Annotated in this window: 21 protein-coding genes; 11 read left to right on the forward strand and 10 right to left on the reverse strand. The window is 66.0% G+C overall.

The annotated features are described in order from the left end of the window. Positions 1 to 60 precede the first annotated feature (60 nt). On the reverse strand, positions 61 to 654 hold the full coding sequence (nfuA, locus tag ISO4_RS11240; RefSeq protein ID WP_142949867.1) for a Fe-S biogenesis protein NfuA: 594 nt from the start codon (positions 652 to 654) through the stop codon (positions 61 to 63). A gap of 149 nt (positions 655 to 803) precedes the next feature. Between nfuA and ISO4_RS11245 the strand changes: the two genes are divergently transcribed. The 4 genes from ISO4_RS11245 (at position 804) to ISO4_RS11260 (ending at position 4,688) form a co-directional block, all read left to right on the forward strand. Then, the gene (locus ISO4_RS11245; RefSeq protein ID WP_194856280.1) at positions 804 to 2,129 is read left to right on the forward strand and encodes an MATE family efflux transporter; all 1,326 of its coding nucleotides are present in this window, start codon (positions 804 to 806) and stop codon (positions 2,127 to 2,129) included. Between the two features lie 7 nt (positions 2,130 to 2,136). Continuing rightward, entirely contained in the window at positions 2,137 to 2,388 is a 252-nt protein-coding gene (locus ISO4_RS11250) for a DUF2970 domain-containing protein (protein ID WP_142949869.1), read from the forward strand. 133 nt (positions 2,389 to 2,521) lie between these two features. Continuing rightward, the gene (locus ISO4_RS11255) at positions 2,522 to 4,171 is read left to right on the forward strand and encodes a nitrite/sulfite reductase (protein ID WP_194856281.1); all 1,650 of its coding nucleotides are present in this window, start codon (positions 2,522 to 2,524) and stop codon (positions 4,169 to 4,171) included. Beyond that, positions 4,164 to 4,688: a DUF934 domain-containing protein gene (locus ISO4_RS11260; RefSeq protein WP_194856282.1), complete on the forward strand. Its 525-nt coding sequence runs from the start codon at positions 4,164 to 4,166 to the stop codon at positions 4,686 to 4,688. The genes ISO4_RS11255 and ISO4_RS11260 overlap by 8 nt, the downstream gene beginning before the upstream one ends. Before the next feature lie 13 nt (positions 4,689 to 4,701). Here ISO4_RS11260 and ISO4_RS11265 read toward each other — a convergent pair whose 3' ends face one another. From ISO4_RS11265 to ISO4_RS11290, 6 genes are read right to left on the reverse strand one after another with little or no spacing between them, the layout of a single operon-like run. Beyond that, entirely contained in the window at positions 4,702 to 5,664 is a 963-nt protein-coding gene (locus ISO4_RS11265) for a zinc transporter ZntB (RefSeq protein ID WP_142949872.1), read from the reverse strand. Between the two features lie 15 nt (positions 5,665 to 5,679). Further along, the gene (locus ISO4_RS11270; RefSeq protein WP_142949873.1) at positions 5,680 to 6,672 is read right to left on the reverse strand and encodes a YhdH/YhfP family quinone oxidoreductase; all 993 of its coding nucleotides are present in this window, start codon (positions 6,670 to 6,672) and stop codon (positions 5,680 to 5,682) included. A gap of 41 nt (positions 6,673 to 6,713) precedes the next feature. Further along, positions 6,714 to 7,766 carry a protease SohB gene (gene sohB / locus ISO4_RS11275; RefSeq protein WP_221929778.1) on the reverse strand — a complete coding sequence of 351 codons (1,053 nt, stop codon included), beginning with the start codon at positions 7,764 to 7,766 and terminating at the stop codon, positions 6,714 to 6,716. A 40-nt stretch (positions 7,767 to 7,806) separates the two neighbouring features. After that, positions 7,807 to 8,457: a hypothetical protein gene (locus ISO4_RS11280; protein ID WP_142949874.1), complete on the reverse strand. Its 651-nt coding sequence runs from the start codon at positions 8,455 to 8,457 to the stop codon at positions 7,807 to 7,809. Between the two features lie 14 nt (positions 8,458 to 8,471). Continuing rightward, on the reverse strand, positions 8,472 to 9,311 hold the full coding sequence (gene nudC, locus ISO4_RS11285) for an NAD(+) diphosphatase (protein WP_194856283.1): 840 nt from the start codon (positions 9,309 to 9,311) through the stop codon (positions 8,472 to 8,474). After that, positions 9,304 to 10,986: a hypothetical protein gene (locus ISO4_RS11290; protein WP_194856284.1), complete on the reverse strand. Its 1,683-nt coding sequence runs from the start codon at positions 10,984 to 10,986 to the stop codon at positions 9,304 to 9,306. Before ISO4_RS11290 ends, nudC begins: the two co-directional genes overlap by 8 nt. 250 nt (positions 10,987 to 11,236) lie before the next feature. Between ISO4_RS11290 and nhaB the strand changes: the two genes are divergently transcribed. Further along, the gene (gene nhaB, locus ISO4_RS11295; protein WP_142949877.1) at positions 11,237 to 12,829 is read left to right on the forward strand and encodes a sodium/proton antiporter NhaB; all 1,593 of its coding nucleotides are present in this window, start codon (positions 11,237 to 11,239) and stop codon (positions 12,827 to 12,829) included. Positions 12,830 to 12,854: 25 nt separating this feature from the next. On the opposite strand, the gene dnaQ is transcribed toward nhaB, so the two are convergent. From dnaQ to ISO4_RS11310, 3 genes are read right to left on the reverse strand one after another with little or no spacing between them, the layout of a single operon-like run. Next, positions 12,855 to 13,574: a DNA polymerase III subunit epsilon gene (gene dnaQ, locus ISO4_RS11300; protein ID WP_142949878.1), complete on the reverse strand. Its 720-nt coding sequence runs from the start codon at positions 13,572 to 13,574 to the stop codon at positions 12,855 to 12,857. Beyond that, positions 13,571 to 14,014: a ribonuclease HI gene (gene rnhA, locus ISO4_RS11305; RefSeq protein WP_142949879.1), complete on the reverse strand. Its 444-nt coding sequence runs from the start codon at positions 14,012 to 14,014 to the stop codon at positions 13,571 to 13,573. The genes dnaQ and rnhA overlap by 4 nt, the downstream gene beginning before the upstream one ends. A 6-nt stretch (positions 14,015 to 14,020) precedes the next feature. Next, a complete protein-coding gene (locus ISO4_RS11310; protein WP_142949880.1) occupies positions 14,021 to 14,827 on the reverse strand; it encodes a class I SAM-dependent methyltransferase in 807 nt (268 codons plus the stop codon). Between the two features lie 65 nt (positions 14,828 to 14,892). On the opposite strand from ISO4_RS11310, the gene gloB reads away from it, so the two are divergent. The 6 genes from gloB (at position 14,893) to ISO4_RS11340 (ending at position 23,031) form a co-directional block, all read left to right on the forward strand. Further along, positions 14,893 to 15,666 (forward strand): hydroxyacylglutathione hydrolase, encoded by a 774-nt coding sequence (gloB, locus tag ISO4_RS11315; RefSeq protein ID WP_194856285.1) that lies wholly within the window; start codon positions 14,893 to 14,895, stop codon positions 15,664 to 15,666. A gap of 157 nt (positions 15,667 to 15,823) precedes the next feature. Further along, entirely contained in the window at positions 15,824 to 17,344 is a 1,521-nt protein-coding gene (locus tag ISO4_RS11320; protein ID WP_323745374.1) for a lytic transglycosylase, read from the forward strand. A gap of 150 nt (positions 17,345 to 17,494) precedes the next feature. After that, entirely contained in the window at positions 17,495 to 19,291 is a 1,797-nt protein-coding gene (locus ISO4_RS11325; RefSeq protein ID WP_228548077.1) for an extracellular solute-binding protein, read from the forward strand. Beyond that, entirely contained in the window at positions 19,291 to 20,373 is a 1,083-nt protein-coding gene (locus tag ISO4_RS11330; protein WP_142949884.1) for a microcin C ABC transporter permease YejB, read from the forward strand. Before ISO4_RS11325 ends, ISO4_RS11330 begins: the two co-directional genes overlap by 1 nt. Further along, on the forward strand, positions 20,373 to 21,410 hold the full coding sequence (locus tag ISO4_RS11335) for an ABC transporter permease (RefSeq protein WP_142949885.1): 1,038 nt from the start codon (positions 20,373 to 20,375) through the stop codon (positions 21,408 to 21,410). Before ISO4_RS11330 ends, ISO4_RS11335 begins: the two co-directional genes overlap by 1 nt. Next, a complete protein-coding gene (locus ISO4_RS11340; protein ID WP_194856288.1) occupies positions 21,394 to 23,031 on the forward strand; it encodes an ABC transporter ATP-binding protein in 1,638 nt (545 codons plus the stop codon). Before ISO4_RS11335 ends, ISO4_RS11340 begins: the two co-directional genes overlap by 17 nt. Positions 23,032 to 23,060: the final 29 nt, after the last annotated feature.

Below are 23,060 nucleotides of genomic sequence, written 5' to 3' on the forward strand. Positions count from 1 at the left end.
AAGCGCGATGAACCTAAAAAAAGGGCCCTTCAAGGGCCCTTTTTTTGGCAGCGCGAGCACTTACTGGTAGTAAGCGTTCTCGGTGACGCTGTGGTCGGTCTTGTCGCGAATGCCGGTGAGTTCCGGCAGCTGCTCCATGAGGGTGCGCTCGACGCCGTCCTTGAGGGTCACGTCGACCACCGAGCAGCCCTGGCAGCCGCCGCCGAATTCCAGCACCGCCACGTTGTCCTCGGTGAGCTCCAGCAGCTGCACGTTGCCGCCGTGGGCGGCCAGGTTCGGGTTGATCTCGGAATACAGCACATAGTTGATGCGCTCTTCCAGGGTGGCGTCCGCGCTGATGTCCGGCACCCGGGACTTGGGCGCCCGGAAGGTCAGCTGACCGCCCATGGAGTCTTTCTTGAAGTCGATCACCGCGTCTTCCAGGTAGCGCACGCTCTTGCCTTCCACGAAGGCGTGGAAGCCTTCGTACTGGTAGCGCTCGTCGCCCTCTTCCTGTTCGCCTTCGGGGCAGTAGGCCATGCAGCACTCCGCGTGGGGGGTGCCGGGGCGTTCCACGAAAATGCGTACGCCGATGTCTCCCTGGTCCTGCCGGGACAGCAGGTCGCGCAGGTACTCTTGAGCGGAATCTGTGATTCGGATCAGGGGTTCGGTCATGCCGATTCTCGGTTGCGAATTTCCTGACTATTTTAGTCAAGTATTCGCGCGTTGCAATGGCCGTGACGCAACTGGCGTGATCCGGCGCTGGGGTCGATTCCGGCTTTCTGCTAAGGTGCCCGCTTCCTCGACGTGGGGCAGTATCCAGCGTGCTTAACCTTTCCCGCAGCCGGCGCATTCTCGCCCTGGCGCTACCGATCATGGCCGCCATGGCCAGCCAGAGCCTGATGAACCTGGTGGACGCCGCCATGGTGGGCAGCCTGGGCGGCGAGGCGCTGGCCGGCGTGGGCCTGGGCGGCTACGCCAGTTTTATCGCCATCAGCATGGTGATCGGCCTGGGCGCCGGGGTTCAGGCCATGGTGGCGCGCCGCAAGGGTGAGCGCGACCGGGCCAACTACGCGGTGCCGCTGAACGCCGGCCTGGTGCTGGGGCTGGCGTTCGCGATTCCGATCTCAGTGATTTTCGCCCTGGCCAGCGCGCCGATGATGGCCTTTCTGGCGCCCACCGCCGGGGTCGCCGAGGTGGGCAGCGACTATTTCGACATGCGGCTGCTCAGTGTCTGGGCGGTGGCGATGAACTTCAGCTACCGGGGCTATTGGAACGGCATCAACCGCTCCGGCGTCTACATGCGCACCCTGGTGATCACCCATGTCGCCAACGTGATCTTCAGCTACGGCCTGATCTTCGGCGCCTGGGGCTTGCCGGCGCTGGGCGGCGCCGGCGCGGGCCTGGGCACCAGCCTGGCGCTTTACCTGGGCAGCGCGCTCTACCTGCTTCAGACCTGGCGAGCGGCCCGGGAACACGGCTTCCTGCGCGCCCGCCCCAGCCGCGCCACCCTGCGCAATATTCTGCGCATCAGCCTGCCCAATGGCGTGCAGCAGTTCTTTTTCGCCACCGGGCTGACCGTGCTGTTCTGGATTATCGGCCGGGTGGGCGCCGACGAGGTGGCGGTGGCGCACATCCTGATCACGCTGATCCTGTTCCTGATTCTGCCGGCCATCGGCCTGGGCCTGTCGGCGGCGTCGCTGGTGGGCCAGGCGCTGGGGCGGCGGGACGCCGACGACGCCTACCGCTGGGGCTGGGACGTGACCCGGCTGGCGGTGTCGCTGCTGTTCGTGCTGGCGCTGCCCATGTGGCTGGTGCCGGACCTGATTCTCGGCCTGTTCCTGAAACAGCCGGCGCTGGTGGAACTGGGCCGCGCGCCGCTGATGATCACCGGCCTGGCGATCTGCCTGGACGGCGTGGCGATCATTTTCACCCAGGCGCTGCTGGGCGCCGGGGCGGCCCGCTCGGTGATGGTGGTGACGCTGGCCGTGCAGTGGTTTTTCTTTCTGCCGCTGGCCTATATCATCGGCCCCGTGCTGGGCTACGGGCTGCTCGGCATCTGGCTGGCCCAGGCGTTTCAGCGGCTGATTACATCTTTATTGCTGAGCGGCCTATGGATTAAGCGCGGCTGGGCCCATATAGAGCTATGAGGTGACCATGAGCGAGCAACACAAGCACGACCCGGATACCGACGACCGGCAGGACGACCACGAGCGCCCGGGCTTTTTCCAGGTGCTGCACAGCGTGCTGGCGGCGATTTTCGGCGTGCAGAGCAGCGGCAACCGTGAGCGCGACTTCAAGAAAGGCAGCGCCGGCGACTATATCGGCGTCTACGTGGTGATCGTGATCGCCATCGTGATCGCCATGTTCGTGGTGGTGAACATGGTCCTCAGCGCCGCTGGTTCATAGCCCCGGGAACTAGCGATATAGCAATATATTTCTTTTATGTATAAGCCCACTTTGCTACATTTCCCGCCAAATCATGGTGGTAAAGAGAAATATTCTTTACAAATCAACGAATTAAACACGGCGCAACGGCATCATGTACGTATATCAGGACTATGACCAACGGCTTCTGGAAGAGCGGGTAGCTCAGTACCGCGACCAGACCCGGCGCTATCTGGCCGGCCAGCTCAGCGAGGACGAGTTCCTGGTGCTGCGGCTGCAGAACGGCCTCTATATTCAGCGTTACGCGCCGATGTTGCGTATTTCGGTGCCCTACGGCCTGCTCTCCAGCGAACAGGTGCGCACCCTGGCCAAGGTGGTGCGCGAATACGACAAGGGCTTCTGCCACGTCAGCACCCGCCAGAACATCCAGCTCAACTGGCCGGAAGTGCAGGACGTGCCGGATATCCTGGCGGAACTGGCGAGCGTGCAGATGCACGCCATCCAGACCAGCGGTAACTGCATCCGCAACATCACCACCGACGAATACGCCGGCGTGAACCCCAAGGAAATCGAGGATCCGCGCCCCTGGTGCGAGATCATCCGTCAGTGGGCCACCTTCAACCCGGAATTCGCCTACCTGCCGCGCAAGTTCAAGATCGCGGTGAACGCGGTGCCGGACGCCGATCCGGCGTTGATCGGTGTGCACGACATCGGCGTCAAGGTGATCCACAACGACGCCGGCGAAACCGGTTTCCAGGTGTGGGCCGGCGGCGGCCTGGGCCGTACCCCGATGACCGGCCAGGTGATCGGCGAGTTCGTGCCGTGGCAGCATCTGCTCGCCTACCTGGAAGCGATCCTGCGGGTGTACAACAAGTACGGCAACCGCGACAACAAGTTCAAGGCGCGCATCAAGATTCTGGTCAAGGCACTGGGCGCGGAGAAATACCGCGAACTGACCGAAGCGGAATTCGCCGAGCTCAAGGACGGGCCGATGACGCTCACCGAAGAGGAAGTGGCGCGCATCCAGGGCTGCTTCACCGAGCCGGCCTACCGGGACGACGTGGACAGCGGCGTGCTGGACAAGGCGCTGCAGGAAAACCGCGCCTTCAACCGTTGGTACCACACCAACACCCGCGCCCATAAGCGCGACGGCTACCGCAGCGTGACGCTGACGCTGAAGAAGACCGGCCGCATCCCCGGCGACGTGAGCGACGAGCAGCTGGAAGCGATCGCCGACCTGGCGGACCGCTACAGCTTCGGCGAACTGCGCAACACCCACCAGCAGAACATGGTGCTGTCCGACGTGGCCACCGATGACCTGTTCGAGCTGTGGGAAAAACTGGACGCGCTGGGCATGGCCACCCCCAATCTGGGCCTGCTCACCGACATCGTCGCCTGCCCCGGCGGCGACCTGTGCGCCCTGGCCAACGCCAAGTCGGTGCCGGTGGCGGAGGGCATCCAGCGCCGCTTCGACGACATGGACTATGTCCATGACCTGGGCCCGCTGGACATCAATATCTCCGGGTGCATGAACGCCTGCGGCCATCACCATATCGGCCACATCGGCATTCTCGGCGTGGACAAGAAGGGCAAGGAGTTCTACCAGATCACGCTCGGCGGTCGCGGCGACAAGCTGTCGCGCATCGGCGAGAAGATGGGCCCCTCCTTCGAGTCCTATGAAGTCACCGACGTGATCGAAAAGATCATCAATGTGTACGTGGACAAGCGGCTGGAAAACGAGCCGTTCATCGACACCTACGAGCGCATTGGTATGGAACCGTTCAAGGAACACGTCTATGGGTAAGATGATTCTCGACGGTGAAATCGTCGACAACGGCTGGCAGCGGTTCGAACCGGGCCAGCTGGAAGAAGACGGCCAGAGCCTGCCGGAGAACCAGCCGGTGATCGTGCCGCTGGCCTACTGGCAGGCCCACCGCGACACCCTGCTGGAGCGCGAGGCGCCGGTGGGCGTGTGTCTGGAACCGGGCGAGGAGCCCGCCGACCTGGCCGCGGACCTGCCCCACCTGCCGCTGGTGGCGATTCACTTCCCGGCCTTCAAGGACGGTCGCGGTTACTCCTACGCCCGCGAGCTGCGCAGCCGCTACCGCTTTACCGGCGAGGTGCGCGCGGTGGGCGACGTGCTGCAGGACCAGCTGTTCTACATGCACCGCGTCGGCTTCAACGCCTTCGAAGTGCGTGCCGACCGGGACATCCATGAAGCGCTGGAAAACGGCCTGCGGCCGTTCTCGGTGACCTACCAGGGCGACGTGCACGACCCGCGCCCGATCTACCGCCGCCGTCAGGAACTCGAGCAGGCCTGATCCCCGGGCTTGTTCAGAACCAGCGCCGCCGGGCCATCCACACCAGGATGCCGGCGGCGATCACCACCAGGGACCCCGCGAACCACCAGAACGCTTCCGGGTTATCGACCCCGGGCAGCCCGCCCACATTGATCCCGAACAGACCGGTCAGAAAGCCCAGCGGCAGGAACAGCGCGCTGATAATGGCGAGCAGGTACATGCGGTCGTTGATCGCCTCGTTCTGCACCGAGAACACCTCTTCCTGCAGCAAGGTGGCGTGGTCCCGCGCCGCATCCAGATCTTCCAGGAGACGCTGCAGGCGCTCGCCGGCCTCGCGGATGATCTCCGCGTCATCGCGGTCGATACGGGCGTCGTTCTGCAGGCGCGCGATGGCCTCGCGCTGGGGCGCCAGATAACGGCGCAGGGTCACCGCCCGGCGGCGCAGGCTGCTGATCTCGTGGGTGAGCGCCTTGTCCGGCCGGGTCTCCAGCAGATCGGCGCAGTCGCCGACCTGATCCTCGATGCGCTCGATGACGTCTTCCATGCGCCAGATGAGACCGTCCACCAGCCGCTTCACCAGGTCCGACGGGGTGCGGGCGCCCTCGCCCTGCTCCAGTTCCGTGACGATTTCCGACAGCGTCAGCAACTGGCGTTTCTGGGTGCTGATGATCAGGCCGTTACGGATCCACAACCGCACCGCGATCATGTCTTCCGGGCGCGCGCCCGGCGCCAGATTGACGCCGCGCAGGTAGATCAGCAGGCCGCCGCCCACGTCCGCCGCCCGTGGCCGGGTGTCGGTGGCGAACAGCGCCTCGAGCACGGAAACCGGCACATCCGGCCGGTTTTGCAGCCACTCATAGGCCTCGTCGACGGTGTAATCGAGATGGATCCAGAGCGGCCCGCCCTGGCTCGGCAGCGGCGCCGACAATGAAATGGGCGTGGCACCGCCGGCGCCGTTCAACTGCAGCGCCAGCTTGACCCAGGGAGCGTTGGCCATGATTCAGGGTGCCCGTCAGGGGTTGATCTTAACCACCACCCGGCCGCGCAGCTTGCCGGCCAGAATCTCGGTGAAGCAGTCCGGCAGTTGCTCGCGGGTGACTTCGCGGCTCTCCAGCTTGTCCAGCGCCGGGCGCCAGTCGCTGGCCAGCAATTGCCACATCTGCTGCTTCACTTCGCAGGGCAGCTCGACGCTGTCCACGCCGAGCAGATTGACGCCGCGCAGGATAAACGGGAACACGGTGGCGTTTTCCAGCTTGGGCGAGGCGGTCAGGCCGCAGCAGGCCGCGCTGCCGCCGTACTGCAGGCTTTTCAGCGCGTTGACCAGAATATCGCCGCCCACGCAATCGACCACCCCGGCCCAGCGCGGCTTGAGCACCGGCTTCTCGATGCCTTCCAGCAAGGCGTCACGGCCGATGATGTCGGCGGCGCCGAGATCACGCAGCCAGTCGTGGGCGTCCTGTTTGCCGGTGGCGGCCACCACCTTGAAGCCCAGATTGGAGAGGATCGACACCGCCACGCTGCCGACGCCGCCGGTGGCGCCGGTGACCAGCACCTCGCCCTGCTCCGGCTGCAGACCGGTGTCGATCAGCGCTTCCACGCAGAGCGCGGCGGTGAGGCCGGCGGTGCCCAGCACCATGGCGTCACGGGCGGACAGCCCGGCGGGCAGCGGCGCCAGCCATTCGGCGGGCACGCGGATGTAATCGCCGTAGCCGCCGGAGGTGTTCATGCCCAGGTCGTAACCGGTGCAGATCACCGCGTCGCCGACGCTGAAGGGGCCGTCGCCGGCCTCCTCCACCACGCCGGCGGCGTCGATGCCGGGGGTGTGCGGGAAGGAGCGGGTGACGCCCTTGTTGCCGCTGGCGGACAGCGCGTCCTTATAGTTCAGGGACGACCAGGCGACGCGTACCAGCACATCGCCTTCGGGCAGATCTTCCAGGTTCTTGTCCCCTACCCGGCTCTGGTAGCCGTCGTCGGTTTTCTCGGTGATCAGTGCCTTGAAAGTCATTGCCTCGCTCCGTTGAAAGCCCGCCGGTGTCGCCACCGGGGTTAGTGAAACTGACGCTGGCTGCCCCGGTGCCAGAACCGGTCGATCAGACGCACCCCGGCGTTCTCCACGGAAACGCCCAGACGCTCGGCCAGCTTGCGCTTGTATTCCCAGTTCAATTCGTACAGATCCAGGTGCTCCTTGCGGCCCTGCAGGTATTCATCGCTGGTCATGATGTCGTCCACCAGGCCCAGCTCCTTGGCGCGGGTGCCGAACCAGTGCTCGCCGGTGGCCACCGCGTCCATGTCCAGGGTGCGGCGGTGTTCGCGCACGAATCCCTTGAACAGCTGGTGGGTCTCTTCCAGCTCCTGCTGGAATTTTTCCCGGCCCTTGTCGGTGTTCTCGCCGAGCATGGTCAGGGTGCGCTTGTATTCGCCGGCGGTCATCAACTCCACGTCGATGTCGTTCTTCTTCAGCAGCCGGTGGAAATTGGGCACCTGGGCGACCACGCCGATGGAGCCGATCACCGCGAACGGCGCCGCCAGAATACGGTCGGCGATACACGCCATCATGTAGCCGCCGCTGGCCGCCACCTGATCCACCGCCACCGTCAGTTTCACGCCACGGCCGCGCAGGCGCTTGAGCTGGGAGGCCGCCAGGCCGTAGCTGTGCACCAGGCCGCCGGGGCTTTCGAGGCGCAGCAGCACTTCGTCGTCGCCGGTGGCCACTTCCAGCACCGCGGTGATCTCGCGGCGCAGCCGCGCCACGTCGCTGGCCTGAATGTCGCCGTTGAAATCGAGCACGAACATGCGCGGCTTGCTCTTCGCTTCGGCGCCGGCCTTTTTGCGCTGCTTGTTACGGGCCTTCTCTTCCTTGCGCTTTTTCTTGTGCTCGGCCTTGCGCTCCGCCTCGGGCAGCACCTGGTCGACGATGCTTTCGCGCAGGTCGTCGAACTCTTCGTTGAGGTGCTTGACGCGCAGTTCGCCGTCGCGGCTGGTGCGGTGCCGGTTACGGGCCGCCGCCGAAACGATGCCGCCGATCACAACCAAAATCGCCACCACGAGGGTGACGACCTGGGCCAGAAACATGCCATATTGGTAAAGAAAATCGATCACCTTGTACGCTCACCTGTTCAGGGGCCGTCATGGCTCCAGGTTATTGCCAGCCCGCCACGGCCTGCTGAGCGCTGCCGTTAAGCGGTCGCCCGATCAAGCCCCCGGAGGGCGGCACGGTTACTTCGAAAATAGCCCCGTCCGCCATCGGCAGATAGGCCGCGCTACCATAGCGCGCATCCACCAGAAAACTCCACCCCTCCCTGGCCTGGCGCCAGATATCCATGCCCAGGGGGTCGCGGCTGAGGCTGTACAGGGTGCGTTCCTTGGAGCGCTCGTCCTCAAGGGCGAAGTAACGGCCCTGAATGCGGTCTAGCTGGTAACCGGGCTTCAGGCCCAGCAGGGAAAACGGCGTCTTCCATTTGACGATCCGCGCGTCCAGTTGCCACTGGTCGCCGTTCAGGCGGAAGTCCTCGGTGCTGCCGTCATTGCGGGTCACCGTGGCGATGTAGCTCTGCTCGCCGATGGCGCGGAAGCTCACCGTGGCCACCGGCGTTTCCTCGGTGAGCTCGTGGAAGCTGTACAGGTTCAGGGCCACCAGCACCAGGTAGACCGCCAGGCCCACCACCGCCAGGCCCAGGCTGCCCTTGATCCACTGCCACAGCCACTTCTGGCGCAGCAGGATCCAGGCGCCCACCAGAATCAGGACCAGGCTCACGGCCATGATCAGAAACGGAGCAACGCTGAAACTCATTGGGGTGTCTCCCTTCAGGAACCGGTGGCCGCCTGACAGGCGCCGCGCCAGTGATCGATCAGAGTCCGGGCGATGCTGCCCGGCGGTGGGATGTGCGGCAATTCAGTGTGGTGGAACCAGCGGGCGTCGGTGATCTCGTCATCGTCGATACGGATCTCGCCGCCGGCGAAGGCGGCGTGGAAGCCCAGCATCAGGGAGTGCGGGAACGGCCAGGACTGGCTGGAGAAATAACGCAGGTCCTTCACCCGGACGCCGGTCTCTTCCATGATTTCCCGGTGCACCGCCTGCTCGGCGGTTTCACCGGCCTCCATGAAGCCGGCCAGGCAGGAATAGAAACCTTCCGGGAAACGGGCGGAGTGCCCCAGCAGGGCGTATTCACCGTCGGTGACCAGCGCGATGATGCACGGGGTGATGCGCGGGTACTGGCGGTAATCGCAGGCGCTGCACAGCATCGCCAGCTCGGTGGGATGGGGCCGGGTCTCGGCACCGCAGCGGCTGCAGAAGCGATGATTCTGGCGCCAGCTGATCACCTGCAGGGCGCGCGCCGCCATGGTGAACTGGGTCTCGTCCAGGTGCCCCATCAGTTCCCGCAGGGGCATCGGGTAAAGCGGCCGGTCCGCCAGCTCATGGTCCGCCTGGCGGCACACATAGCAGGGTTCGCCGTGCAGCAGGCCGATAAAGCGGTAATCCGGGTGGCCGCGCAGCAGAAACGACGGTGCGCGGGGAAGGCCCGGCGCCGGCGCCTGGTCGGTGTCCACGCACAGCTGCTGGTCGTGGATCACGAACAGCCAGGCCTCGTCGGCGTCGCGGGGCTCCGGCGCGGACAGGTCCATGGGAAAAAAGTCATTATCCATGCGTGCCTCGCTCCGCCAGCGGGTAGCCCAGCTCCGCCATCGCCTGCTCGGACACGTCCAGCACGCCCTCGCCGATCGGCTTCTGCTCTTCCATGCTTTCCAGATAGTAGTCGACCCCGGTGAGGGCGTCGGCCAGGGTCTCCATGGCCGGCTGGCCGGGCGGTTCGTCACCGCCGATCAGACGGGTTTCGATATGGGTGCGGCAGGCGCGGATCACCGCGCAGGCCCGCTCCAGCTCCAGGAACATCAGACCGCCGGAGACGCTGGCGAAGGTGCCGGGCAGATTGGTCAGGTGCATGGGGTCCCAGTTGTTCTCCATGTAGCTGGCCAGCGACCGTTTGGCCAGCGCCAGCCCGGCCCGGCACTCACCCACCACGGTCATGCGGGCGTCGTCGAGCTGGTAGAGGGAAATACGGGTGTTGGTGGCGTCCCGGCGCACATCGTCGGAGGGCGCCAGGCTGCGTTCCAGGCTGGCCACGGTGTTCTCGGCGGCCAGCAGGTCGTCCACCAGGGCGTGGAAATCCGGGCTGTCCGCGTCCACGTCCGAGGGCCAGTCGGCCACCTTGTCGGCGCGCTCGCGCAGCAGGTTGGCTTCGTGCTCCTTGCTGACCATTTCCAGGGTGCTGGCGATCCGGCGCAGACCGCCGGCGACGCCGGCGTAGTCGGTGTCCGCCACCCCCTGGGAGGCCAGATCCAGGGTTTCCTTCACCTGGTTGATTTCGTCCTTGAGCGCGCCCGCCACCGAGCGGATCACCGAACCCCGGGCGCCGGCCATCAACGCCAGCTCGCTCTGCAGCACGGTGTCGCTGACGCCGCGCTCCAGCCCGAACACGCCGCGCACCTCGGCGGCGGCGGTGCCGGTCCCGGAACCGAGACTGGCCAGGTACAGGCTTTCCTTGATCAGCAGCAGCGGCGCTTCCTGGGCCAGGGCCCGCTCGCCGTCGTAGACCAGCTTCTTCAGTTGCCGGTCGTACTGCGCCAGCAGCGCCTTGCGCGCCGGCGTGATCACCATGCGGTCTTCCGCCAGGGATTCGGTGGCGGCCCGCGCCACCCACCAGAAGCGGCTGTTGGCGCAGCGGCCGCAGAGATTGTCGACCCGGGCCAGGGCCCGCGCCATCAGCCGCAGGTGCGCGTCGCGGTTATCGCCGCGCAGCAGCCCCAGCAGGCCGACCTGGTACATATGACGCAGACGCCGCCCCTGTGCCAGCAGGGCCGCCGGGTCGCCCTCCTCCGGCTCCGGGCTGCGCGCCCGCGACAGGTCGACGCTGAAGAAATGGCTTTCCTGGATCAGCGGCTTGCCGCCGGCGCGGCGCAGTTCGTTGATGCCGCCGATCAGCATTTCGGGCAGGGTGCGGTCCTTGAGCTGGACGTACTCGAAATAGCGGCCCAGCAGTACGATGGCGTTGCCCAGGGCCTGCACCAGCGCCCAGCCGCCGTGGCGCTTGAGGCCTTCCACGGCCAGTTCCATTTCCTCGCTCATCAGGGTGGCCGCCGACAGCTCCAGCATCTGCGAGATGCCGCGCAATTGGTGAAAGGCTTCACCGCAACGATCCAGCGAGGTTCCCTCGTCCCGTTCCTCGGCGAACGCCTCAAGGCTGGCTTCCGCCTCGCTCAACGTGGCGTCGATGGACTCCTTGAGAAACGTCAGGGAGGTGGTGTTGGTGATGGCGACCATGAACTCTCCGGAAACCCCTGCTGATTATTAAAAGCGTTTTGAACTTTCTCACGGCGTTCAACAATGCGTCAACTTTCAAACGTAAGCAACTGATTTGGCGGCATATTGTTAACAGGCACACAGGCCGGCGCCGGTTTCCGCCGTGGCGTGAAGGCGTTCATCCCCGGCTCGTCGACTGTACCCCGGCATCGGAAGTGCTTATGATTGCGCCGCCCATCCGTTCTCCTTACATTTAGCAGGAAGTAGTGCCATGTACGCCCAGTTCGGCCGCGCCTTCGGTCAGAATTTCCTGGGGCAAGCCCCCGCCTGGTACAAGTACACCATCGTGGTGTTTTTGCTGATCAACCCGCTGGTCGCCTGGACCCTGGGCGAAGCAACGGCAGGCTGGCTGTTGCTGGCGGAGTTCATCTTCACCCTGGCCATGGCGCTGAAGTGCTACCCGCTGCAGCCGGGCGGCCTGCTGGCGATCGAAGCCCTGCTGATCGGCCTCACCTCGCCGGACACCGTCCTGCATAAAGTCGAAGGCAACCTGGAAGTGCTGCTGCTGTTGATTTTCATGGTGGCGGGCATCTTCTTCCTGAAGGACCTTCTTCTATATACCTTTACCCGAATTCTGCTGGGCGTGAAATCGAAGATCCGCCTGAGCCTGCTGTTCGCTCTGGCGGCGGCCTTCCTGTCCGCGTTCCTGGACGCGCTGACCGTGACCGCGGTGGTGATCGCGGTGTGCACCGGCTTCTTCGGCATCTACCACAAGGTGGCGTCGGGCAAGACCTTCCAGCAAAAGCACGACCACGGCGACGACACCACGGTGGAGGATCTGCACCGGGAAGACCTGCGCCGTTTCCGCGCCTTCCTGCGCAGCCTGCTGATGCACGCCGCCGTGGGCACCGCCCTGGGCGGCGTCTGCACCCTGGTGGGCGAGCCCCAGAACCTGCTGATCGCCACCAAGGCGCAGTGGGAGTTCGGCGAGTTCTTCCTGCGCATGGCGCCGGTGAGCCTGCCGGTGCTGGCCATGGGCCTGCTCACCTGCCTGTTTCTGGAATGGAGCGGCAGCTTCGGCTACGGCGAGGAGATTCCCGAGAAGGTCGAGGGGATCATGCGCCAGTACGCCCGCGAGCAGGACGACCGCCGCACCACCCGGGACAAGGTCAATCTGGTGGTGCAGGGCTTCATCGCGCTGTGGCTGGTGGTGGGGCTCGCCACCCACGCCGCGTCCGTGGGTCTGGTGGGTCTGAGCGTGATCATCCTCGCCACCGCGTTCTGCGGCATCATCGAGGAGCACCGCCTGGGCCAGGCGTTCGAGGAGGCGCTGCCGTTCGCCGCCCTGCTCACCGTGTTCTTCGCGGTGGTGGCGGTGATCGCCGACCAGCAGCTGTTCACCCCGGTGATCGACTATGTGCTGAGCCTCGACCGCGGCGTCCAGGGCTCCGCCTTCTATATGGCCAACGGCGTGCTGTCGGCGGTGTCGGACAACGTGTTCGTGGCCTCGGTGTACGTGGACGAGGTGGCCAAGGCGCTGGTCAACGGGGAAATCGACCGGGACACCTTCGATCTGCTGGCGGTGGCGATCAACACCGGCACCAATATTCCTTCGGTGGCCACCCCCAACGGGCAGGCGGCGTTCCTGTTCCTGCTCACCTCCGCCCTGGCGCCGCTGGTGCGGCTGTCCTACGGCCGCATGGTGATCATGGCCCTGCCCTACACCATCGTCATGACGCTGACCGGTCTGATCATGACCGCCACGCTTCTCGAGCCCGCCACCGAGTACATGTACGAGCACGGCTGGATCACCCACCACGAGCCCAGCGATCTGAAAATGGACGCCGAGCCTTCCGCCCACTAAGGGCGCGGCTCGCCGCCGGCGGCGGTTACTGCTCCAGTTCCTGCCACAGGGTCATCTGACCCCGGCTCTCGGCCATCGCTTCCAGCTTCTTGCGGTGGCGCTCCAGGTCCGTGTCCGAGGCCCGCACCACCGCCAGACGCGGCCGGTCCGCCGTCAGGCGGCGAATCGCTTCGGCCTGCTCGCTGCCCTGCTCGCCGGCGTCCGCGCCGCCCAGGGACAGCTTGGTCTGGCCGCCGGTCATCGCCAGGTAGACGTCGGCGAGAATCTCCGCGTCCAGCAGCGCGCCGTGCAGCTCCCGGTGGGCGTTCTCCACATCGTAACGGCGGCACAGGGCGTCCAGGCTGTTCTTCTGGCCCGGGTGCAGATCCCGGGCCATTTTCAGGGTATCCAGAATCCGGCAGCGTTCGGCGACGGCGCCCCATTTGCCGCCCAGGCGCCGCAATTCGTGGTCGAGGAACCCGACGTCGAACGGCGCGTTGTGAATCACCAGCTCGGCGCCGTCCACGAAGGTCATGAACTCTTCGGCGATCTGCTCGAAGGTGGGCTTGTCGGCGAGGAACTCCCGGGTAATGCCGTGCACCTCCAGGGCGCCCTCATCGATATCCCGCTCCGGGTTGATGTACAGGTGCAGGTTGTTGCCGGTGAGCCGCCGGTTGCGCAGCTCCACGCAGCCGATTTCGATGATCCGGTGCCCGGACAGCGGGTCCAGGCCGGTGGTCTCGGTATCCAGAACGATCTGTCTCATGCGCCGATCTCCGCTTCGTCGATACCCCGGTTGGCGAGCCGGTCGGCGCGCTCATTCTCGCTGTGGCCGCTGTGGCCGCGCACCCAGTGCCATTTGACCCGGTGCCGTTCGGCGGCGGTCTCCAGGCGCTGCCAGAGGTCCTTGTTGACCACCGGCTTCTTGGCGGCGGTTTGCCAGTTGCGCTTTTTCCAGTTGGCCAGCCACTCGGTAATGCCCTTGCGGACATACTGGGAGTCGGTGGTCAGATTGACCTCGCAGGGGTCCTTGAGCGCTTCCAGGGCCTGGATCGCGGCCATCAGCTCCATGCGGTTGTTGGTGGTATGGGGCTCGCCGCCGAACAGTTCCTTTTCCTTGTCGCCGTAACGCAAGATCGCGCCCCATCCCCCGGGGCCCGGGTTACCACGGCAGGCGCCGTCGGTAAAAATATCCACCTGCTTCAAAAGCCGTTACTCCGTATTTCGTTGTTGTCGCCAGCGCGCCACCGGCACCGATACCACCGTGGGGCCCTGCTGGCGGCTGAAGCCGGCGGTCGCCGGCAAGGGACGCATCATGGCGGCGCGTTTGCGGGCCACCAGCAGATACACGCCGCCGTTGCGCCACCAGAAGCGCCGCCCCAGCCAGTCCAGCCAGCGCAAACGGGCGCGGCCCCGGTCGCCGACGGGCAGATTGTAGAACCCGCTGGCCACGCCCTCCACTTCAAAACCCAGTACGTTCAGCCAGTCGCTGACCCGGTAAGGACGGAAATAGCGGCCGTTCCAGCCGGGCCGCTGGCCGCCGCGCCGGAACCAGCGCGCCAGCCCCATAATGCTCAGGGGGTGGAAGCCGACCACCGCGAGCACGCCGCCCGGGGCCACGCAGCGGGCCGCCTCGCGCAGCACCTGATGGGGGGCGTCGTGGAATTCCAGACAATGGTGCAGCAGCACCACGTCGACGCTGTTCTTGGCGATCGGCAGCGACTGCGGGCAGGCTTCCAGGGCCACCCGGCTGGTGGCCTGGCGCCCGCCTTCCACCGGCATCGGTGTCACCGAACAGCGCCACGGCAGACGAATGTCGCGCAGCATGTCCTGGCAACGGCCGCCGCTGACTTCCACCGCGCGCTGGCCCACCAGCCGGGGGGTCCATTCGGCGACGATGGCGCGTTCCGCCTCCAGCACCGCCTGGCCGGCCTGGGTGTCCTGCCACTCATTGAACCGTTCCAGCATGTCCGCCGGCTGGCGGCGGAACGGTGATCTCGACAGCGGGGGTAACTGCATCGCTGACATTTCTCCCTTGGAACTGTAGGGTTACATCCAAGCATTCAAGCGAAGGGTAACACGTCATGCTGCAAGCCCCTACGGCCATCCCGGCCTTCAATGACAACTACATTTGGGCGATTCGCGACGGCGATCAATGCGTGATCGTGGACCCGGGCGACGCCGCCCCGGTGGAGGCCTGGCTGAGCGACCAGGGCCTGGCCCTGAGCGCGCTGCTGATTACCCATCACCACCCGGATCACGTGGGCGGGGTCTCCGCCCTGTGCCGGGATCGGGATATTCCGGTGTACGGCCCGGCCCGGGAAACCATTCCGGAAATGGACCACCCGCTGGGCGACGGCGACCGCGTTCGTCTGGCCACGCCGGACCTGGAACTGGACGTGCTGGAAGTGCCCGGCCACACCCTGGGGCACATTGCTTTCTACGCCCCCCGCCAGGGCTGGTTGTTCTGCGGCGACACCCTGTTCGCCGGCGGCTGCGGGCGGCTGTTCGAAGGCACCCCGGAGCAGATGCACCACTCCCTAACGCGGCTGGCCGGCCTGCCCGAGGACACCCAGGTGTTCTGCGCCCATGAGTACACCCTGGCCAACCTGCGCTTCGCGGCCACCGTATCCCCCGAGGATCCGGCGGTAAGCGACCGGCTTGCCCGGGTCAGCGCCCTGCGCGAACAGGACCGCATCACGGTGCCCTCCACCATCGGCGAGGAGAAGCGCACCAACCCGTTTCTGCGCGCGGCGGACCCGCAACTGCGCCAAGCGTGCGAAGCCCGTTTCGGGAAAGCGCCGGAAACCAACGTGGACAGTTTTGCGGCCCTGCGCCGCTGGAAGGACTCCGCCTGAAGCGCGGTCCGGCGGCGATTTCTCCTTGCCGGGATCGCCGCCCCTGCCTAGAATCAACTTAAAATTCGAATCGTATATTATTGTTATGAATAAACTTCTTGGTTGTGCAGCCCTGGGGCTCGCGCTGATGGTAGGCGCTTGTGCCACGAAACCCGAGGTGGACGACCTGCCTCCCATGCCGCCGGCGGAGCCCTCCGTCAAAGACCCGGGGCTCGCCAACGGCATGCCGGAACCGGTTGAGCCCGCCGCCGACCAGGAAGAAAGCACGCAGCAGGATCTGTGGGCGCGGATTCGCGACGGCTACGCGCTGGACCTGCATCAGGACCGGGAGCGCGTGCGCCTGCAGCGCAAGTGGTACGCCCGCCACCCGAGCTATTTCACCCGCGTCACGGAGCGCGCCGAGCGCTATCTGCACTTTATCGTCGAGGAAGCGGAGCGCCGCGACATGCCGCTGGAGCTGGTGATGCTGCCGGTGGTGGAAAGCGCCTTCGACCCGTTCGCCTACTCCCACGGCCGCGCCGCCGGCCCCTGGCAGTTCATTCCGTCCACCGGCAAGTATTTCGGGCTCGACCAGACCTGGTGGTACGACGGCCGCCGCGACATCACCCTTTCCACCCGCGCCGCCCTGGACTACCTGCAGCAGCTTTCCGAGCGCTTCGACGGCGACTGGCTGCTGGCCCTGGCGTCCTACAACGCCGGCGGCGGCACCGTCTCCCGAGCCCGGCGCCGCAACGAGGAAGCCGGCCGCCCCACCGATTTCTGGCACCTGGACCTGCCCCGCGAAACCACCGCCTATGTGCCCAAGCTGCTGGCGGTGGCGGAGATCGTCCGCGACCCGCGGCGCTACGGCGTCACCCTGCACCCAATGGCCGACCAGCCCTACTTTGAAGAAGTGGACGTGGGCGGCCAGATCGACCTGGCCCAGGCCGCCAGCCTGGCGGAGATCTCCACCGAAGAGCTCTACCTGCTGAATCCGGCGTTCAACCGCTGGGCGACCGCCCCGGAAGGCCCGCACACCCTGCTGGTGCCGGTGGGCAGCGCCGACGCCTTCCGCGAGCGGGTGGCGGACCTACCGCAGGAAGAACGCATGCGCTGGCACCGCTACACCATTCGCAGCGGCGATTCGCTGAGCCGCATCGCCCGCGCCCACCGCACCACCCCGGCGGTGCTCCGCGACATCAACGATCTGTCCGGCAACACCATTATCGCCGGCCGCACCCTGTTGATTCCGGAACCCTCCCAGGATCAGTACAAACTGAGCGCCGACCAGCGGCTGGCGGACAACCAGGGCCGGCAGCGCGGCAAGCGCCAGCGCGTGGATCACCGGGTCGCCGCCGGGGACACGCTGTGGCAGATCGCGCGGGAGAACGACGTCAGCGTGCGGGCGCTGGCGAAATGGAACAATATGGCCCCCGGCGACCCGCTGCGCGTGGGCCAGACCCTGGCGGTGTGGCGCGAAGACGGCCCGGCGGCCACGGTGCGCGCCGAGGAGCGCGAGGAAATGATTCGCAAGGTGCGCTACTCCGTGCGTCGCGGGGATTCACTGCACGCTATCGCCAACCGCTTTAACGTGTCGGTGAATCAGATTCGCGACTGGAATGACCGCCTGGAGAAAAGCCGCTATCTGCAACCCGGCGACAATCTGACGCTGTATGTGGATGTGCGCAACGCGCCTTAAGCGGATCAGGCGCGACGGCCCGCTTCGCCGGTGAACCCGGCCGGCGAGCGCGGGTCACAGTAAGCAGTGCCATTTGGCGATCCCCATCGCCTGGGCTATGGTGACGCCAAAGACCCCACCAAGGAGTCCACAATAACGATGAAAGGCGCGATGCGTTGCTTAGTGTGCTGTTTGTTCTTTGTTGCCGCCCTGTTTGGCGGCCCGGCGCTGGCGGAGACCCAGCGCTCCCACGCCATCACCATGCACGGCGAACCCAAATACCCCGCCGGCTTCAAGCACTTCGACTATGTCCGGCCGGACGCCCCCAAGGGCGGCAGCCTGAGCCTGCACGTGGTGGGCGGTTTCGATAATTTTCAGCCGTGGCTGCCCAAGGGCCAGGCGGCGGCCGGCTCCCAGGGGCTGGTGTTCGACACCCTGACGGTGCGCAGCAAGGACGAACCCTTCACCGAATACGGGTTGCTGGCCGAATCCATGGAATGGCCCGAGGACCGCAGCTGGGTCACCTTCACCCTGCGCGAGCAGGCCCGCTTCGCCGACGGGCATCCGGTGCGCGCCGAGGACGTGGTGTGGAGCTTCAAGCAGCTGCGCGACAAAGGCGCGCCCTTCTACGCCTACTATTACGGCGACGTGGAAAAGGTCGAGGCGCTGTCCGAGCGCAAGGTGAAATTCAGCTTCAAGGCCGGCGACAACCGCGAGCTGGTGATGATCGTCGGCCAGCTGCCGGTGATGCCCAAGCATTACTGGGACGACAAACCCTTCGACGACGCCAATCTGGTGCCGCCGCCCGGCTCCGGGCCCTATAAGGTGGACAGCTTCAAGGCCGGCAAGCGGGTCGTCTACCAGCGCCGCGACGACTACTGGGCCAAGGACCTGCCGGTGAACCGGGGGCACCATAATTTCGGCCGCATCATCTACGAATACTATCTGGACCAGACCGTGGCGCTGGAAGCGTTCAAGCGCGGCGACTACGACTGGCGCTCGGAAAACAATTCCAAGTACTGGGCCACCGCCTACACCGGCGAGGCGTTCCGCGACGGCGAGATCATCACCGAAGAGGTGACCCACCAGAACCCGGCCGGCATGCAGGGCTTTATTTTCAATACCCGCCGCCCGCTGTTCCAGGACCCGGTGCTGCGCGAGGCGATGACCTACGCCTTTGATTTTGAGTGGTCCAACAAGAATCTGTTCTACGGTCAGTACAAGCGGACCCGCAGCTACTTCCAGAATTCCGAGCTGGCCGCCACCGGCCTGCCCGACGAGAAAGAGCTGGCACTGCTGAAACCGCTGCGCGAGGACCTGCCGCCGCGGGTGTTCACCGAGGCCTACCAGCCGCCGGTGTCGGACGGCTCCGGCCGCCCCCGCGACAATCTGCGCCAGGCCCAGGCGCTGCTCAAGGACGCCGGCTACCAGGTCAAGGACGGCAAGCTGCACACCCCGGACGGCGAGCCGGTGAGCTTTGAATTCCTGCTCTACCAGCCGGCCTTCGAGCGCATCGTGCTGCCCTACGCGCGCAACCTGAAGACCCTGGGTATCGACGCGGACGTGGTGCGCGTGGACCAGTCGCAGTACGTGCAGCGGGTGCGTAATTTCAATTTCGACATGATGGTCGGCGGCTGGGGCCAGTCGCCCTCCCCCGGCAATGAGCAGCGCGGCTACTGGGGCTCCGCCGCCGCCGAGCGGGACAGCAGCCAGAACTACGCCGGCGTCAGCAATCCGGCCATCGATGAGCTGGTCAGCAAGGTGATCGCCGCCAACACCCGGGAGCAGCTGGTCACCCGCACCCGCGCCCTGGACCGGGCGCTGCAGTGGGGCTTCTACGTGGTGCCCAACTGGTATCTGGATTACCACCGCTTCGCCTATCAGTCACGGCTCGCCCATCCGCCGCTGCCGCCCTATGTGGGCTTCGACGGCGCCACCGAACTCTGGTGGGATAAAAGCGCGCAATAATGCTGATCTATATTCTCAAGCGCCTGCTGCTGATCGTGCCCACCCTGCTGGGCATTCTGCTGCTTAACTTCGTGATCGTGCAGGCGGCCCCCGGCGGCCCGGTGGAGAAAGCCATCGCCCAGCTGCAGGGCATCGGCGGAGGCGGCGCCGGCGGCGGTTTCGCCGGCACCACCCAGGATCTGGTCAACAGCGGCGGCGGCGACTACCGGGGCTCACGGGGGATGCCGCCGGAGCTGCTCGAGCGTATCGAAAAGCTCTACGGCTTCGACAAGCCGGCGCCGGAACGTTTCTGGCTGATGATCAAACGCTATCTGACCTTCGACTTCGGCGAATCCTACTACCGCGACAAGGACGTCAGCACCCTGATCGCCGAACGCCTGCCGGTGTCCATCTCCCTGGGGCTGTGGAGCACGCTGATCACTTATCTGGTGGCGGTGCCGCTGGGCATCAAAAAGGCGGTGCGCGACGGCAGCCGCTTCGACGTGTGGAGCAGCACCGCGATCATCGTCGGCTATGCGATCCCCAGCTTTCTGATCGCCATTCTGCTGGTGGTGCTGTTCGCCGGCGGCTCCTACTGGGAGTGGTTTCCGTTGCGCGGGCTGACTTCGGACAATTTCGATCAACTGCCCTGGTGGCGCCAGGCGCTGGATTACCTGCACCACATCACGCTGCCCACCCTGGCCATCGTGATCGGCAACTTCGCCACCCTCACCATGCTCACCAAGAACTCCTTTCTTGACGAGATCAGCAAGCAATACGTGCAGACCGCCCGCGCCAAGGGGCTGGACGAAAACGGCGTGCTCTACGGCCATGTGTTCCGTAACGCCATGCTGATCATCATCGCCGGCTTCCCGGCCGCCTTCGTCGGCATGTTCTTCACCGGCGTGCTGCTGATCGAATACATCTTCTCGCTGGACGGGCTGGGCCTGCTTGGCTTCGAATCGGTGATCAACCGGGATTACCCGGTGGTGTTCGGCACCCTGTTCATCTTCACCCTGATCGGCATGCTGCTGAAGCTGATTTCGGACCTGACCTATATGTGGGTGGACCCGCGTATCGACTTTGAGCGGAGGGCACGCTGATGGGCAGCGGCAATCCGATCTGGCGGCGCCAGTGGCGCGCCTTCCGTCGCAACCGCCGCGGCTTCTGGTCGCTGGGCCTGTTCCTGGTGCTGTTCGTGGTCAGCCTGGGGGCGGAATTCGTCGCCAACGACAGGCCGATCATGGTGCAGTACCAGGGCGACCTCTATTTCCCGGTGTTCAAGACCTACCCGGAAACCACCTTCGGCGGCCTGTTCGAAACCGAAGCCAACTACCGCGACCCCTATGTGGCGGAGCTGATCGAGGACGACGGCTGGATGCTGTGGCCGCCGATCCGCTACAGCCACGACACCATCAACTACGAGCTCACCGTGCCGGCGCCGGCGCCCCCCTCGGCGGAAAACTGGCTGGGCACCGACGACCAGGGCCGGGACGTGCTGGCCCGCCTGATTTACGGCTTCCGCCTGTCGGTGCTGTTCGGCCTGATCCTGACCGTCACGTCCAGCCTGATCGGCATCGTGGTGGGCGCGGTGCAGGGTTACTACGGCGGCTGGCTGGACCTGGGCGGCCAGCGCTTCGTGGAAATCTGGTCGAGCATGCCGATTCTCTACCTGATCATCGTGATCTCCAGTTTCGTGGTGCCCGGATTCTGGGTTCTGCTGGCGATCATGCTGCTGTTCTCGTGGATGACCCTGGTGGATCTGGTGCGCGCCGAATTCCTGCGCTGCCGCAACCTGGAGTACGTGCGCGCCGCCCAGGCCATGGGGGTGCGCACCCCGGTGATTCTGTTCCGGCACATGTTGCCCAACGCCATGGTGGCCACCCTCACCTATCTGCCGTTCGTGCTCAACGCGTCGGTGATCCTGCTCACCTCGCTGGACTTCATCGGCTTCGGCCTGCCGCCGGGCTCGCCGTCGCTGGGGGAGCTGCTGGGTCAGGGCAAGGCCAACCTGCACGCCCCCTGGCTGGGCTTGAGCGCCTTCGTCACCCTGGCGGTGATGCTCTCGCTGCTGGTGTTCGCCGGCGAGGCGGTACGCGACGCTTTCGATCCGAGGAAATACAATGACGCCGCTGCCTAGACATCTGCTGCGCCTGGACGACCTGAGCGTCTGGTTCGACGACCCGGCCCGGCCGGCGGTGGACAGGGTAAGCCTGAGCGTGGACGCCGGGCGCACCCTGGCCCTGGTGGGCGAATCCGGTTCCGGCAAGTCGCTCACCGCCATGTCGGTGCTGGACTTACTGCCGGGCGGCGCCGGGCGCCGTGCCGCCGCCATCGAGCTGGACGGCGACAACATCCTGGACTGGCCCGCCGATCGCCGCCGGGCGCTGCGCGGCGGCCGTATCGGCACCATCTTTCAGGAGCCGCTCACCGCGCTCAACCCGCTGCACCGCGTGGAGCGGCAGATCGGCGAGGCGATGCGCATTCATCAGGGCCTGGGCCGTGCCGCCATCCGGCAGCGTTGCCTGAATCTGCTGGAACAGGTGGAGCTGCCCGCCACCGAGGACATGCTGCAGCGCTACCCGCATCAGCTCAGCGGCGGTCAGCGTCAGCGGGTGATGATCGCCATGGCGCTGGCCAACGACCCGGCCCTGCTGATCGCCGACGAGCCCACCACCGCCCTGGACGTGACCATCCAGGAAACCATCCTGGACCTGCTGCGGCGCCTGCAGCGCGAGCGCAATCTGGGCATTCTGCTGATCAGCCACGACCTGGGCCTGGTGGCCCGCTACGCCGACGACGTGGCGGTGATGCACCAGGGGCGCATCGTCGAAACCGGCGCCACCGCGCGGGTGCTGGAGCAGCCGGAACACGATTACACCCGCCACCTGCTGGCGGCGGAGCCCGCCGGCCACCCGGAGCCGCTGACCGACGAGGCCCCGGAGCTGCTCAACGCCCAGGGCCTGTCGGTGCACTTCAAAGGCCCGCGCCGGGGCTGGTTCGGCCGCGCCGCGCCGCTGGCGGCGGTGGACGACCTCTCCCTGACCCTGCGCCGCGGCGAAACCCTGGGCGTGGTGGGCGAATCCGGCTCCGGCAAATCGACCCTGGCGCTGGCCCTGCTGCGGCTGATCCCCGCCGCCGGCACGGTGAGGCTGCTGGATCAGCCGCTGGACCGCCTCAGCGGCGCCGCCCTGCGCCCCTGGCGCCGCCATATGCAGGTGGTGTTCCAGGACCCGTTCGGCAGCCTTAACCCGCGCCTCAGCGTGGGCCGCGCCGTGGACGAGGGCCTGCGCGTGCACCACAAAGACCTGGACGCCGCCCAGCGGGCCGAGCGCACCCGCGCCCTGCTCGAGGAGGTGGGCCTGGCGGCGGACGCCGCCGAGCGCTATCCGCACGAATTCTCCGGCGGCCAGCGCCAGCGCATCGCCATCGCCCGGGCGCTGATCGTGGAGCCGGATTTGTTGATCCTCGACGAGCCCACCTCGGCGCTCGACCGCAGCGTGCAGGCCCAGGTGCTGGAGCTGCTGAAAACCCTGCAGCGCCGCCACGGCCTCAGCTACCTGTTCATCAGCCACGACCTCAAGGTGGTGCGCGCGATCAGCCACCGGCTGCTGGTCATGCGCCACGGCCAGGTGGTGGAGCACGGCGACACCGAGCGGGTGTTCCGTGAGCCCCAGCAGGCCTACACACGGCGCCTGATCGACGCCGCCTACAACCGCACCGTCAACGCCGGCGGCGAGAAACAAGCGGTTGCACATTGAATTCCGGGGCGTCTTTCACCCCCTTGCCA

The organism is Alloalcanivorax venustensis ISO4, from assembly GCF_015356855.1.
GTDB classification, from domain to species: Bacteria; Pseudomonadota; Gammaproteobacteria; order Pseudomonadales; family Alcanivoracaceae; genus Alloalcanivorax; species Alloalcanivorax venustensis.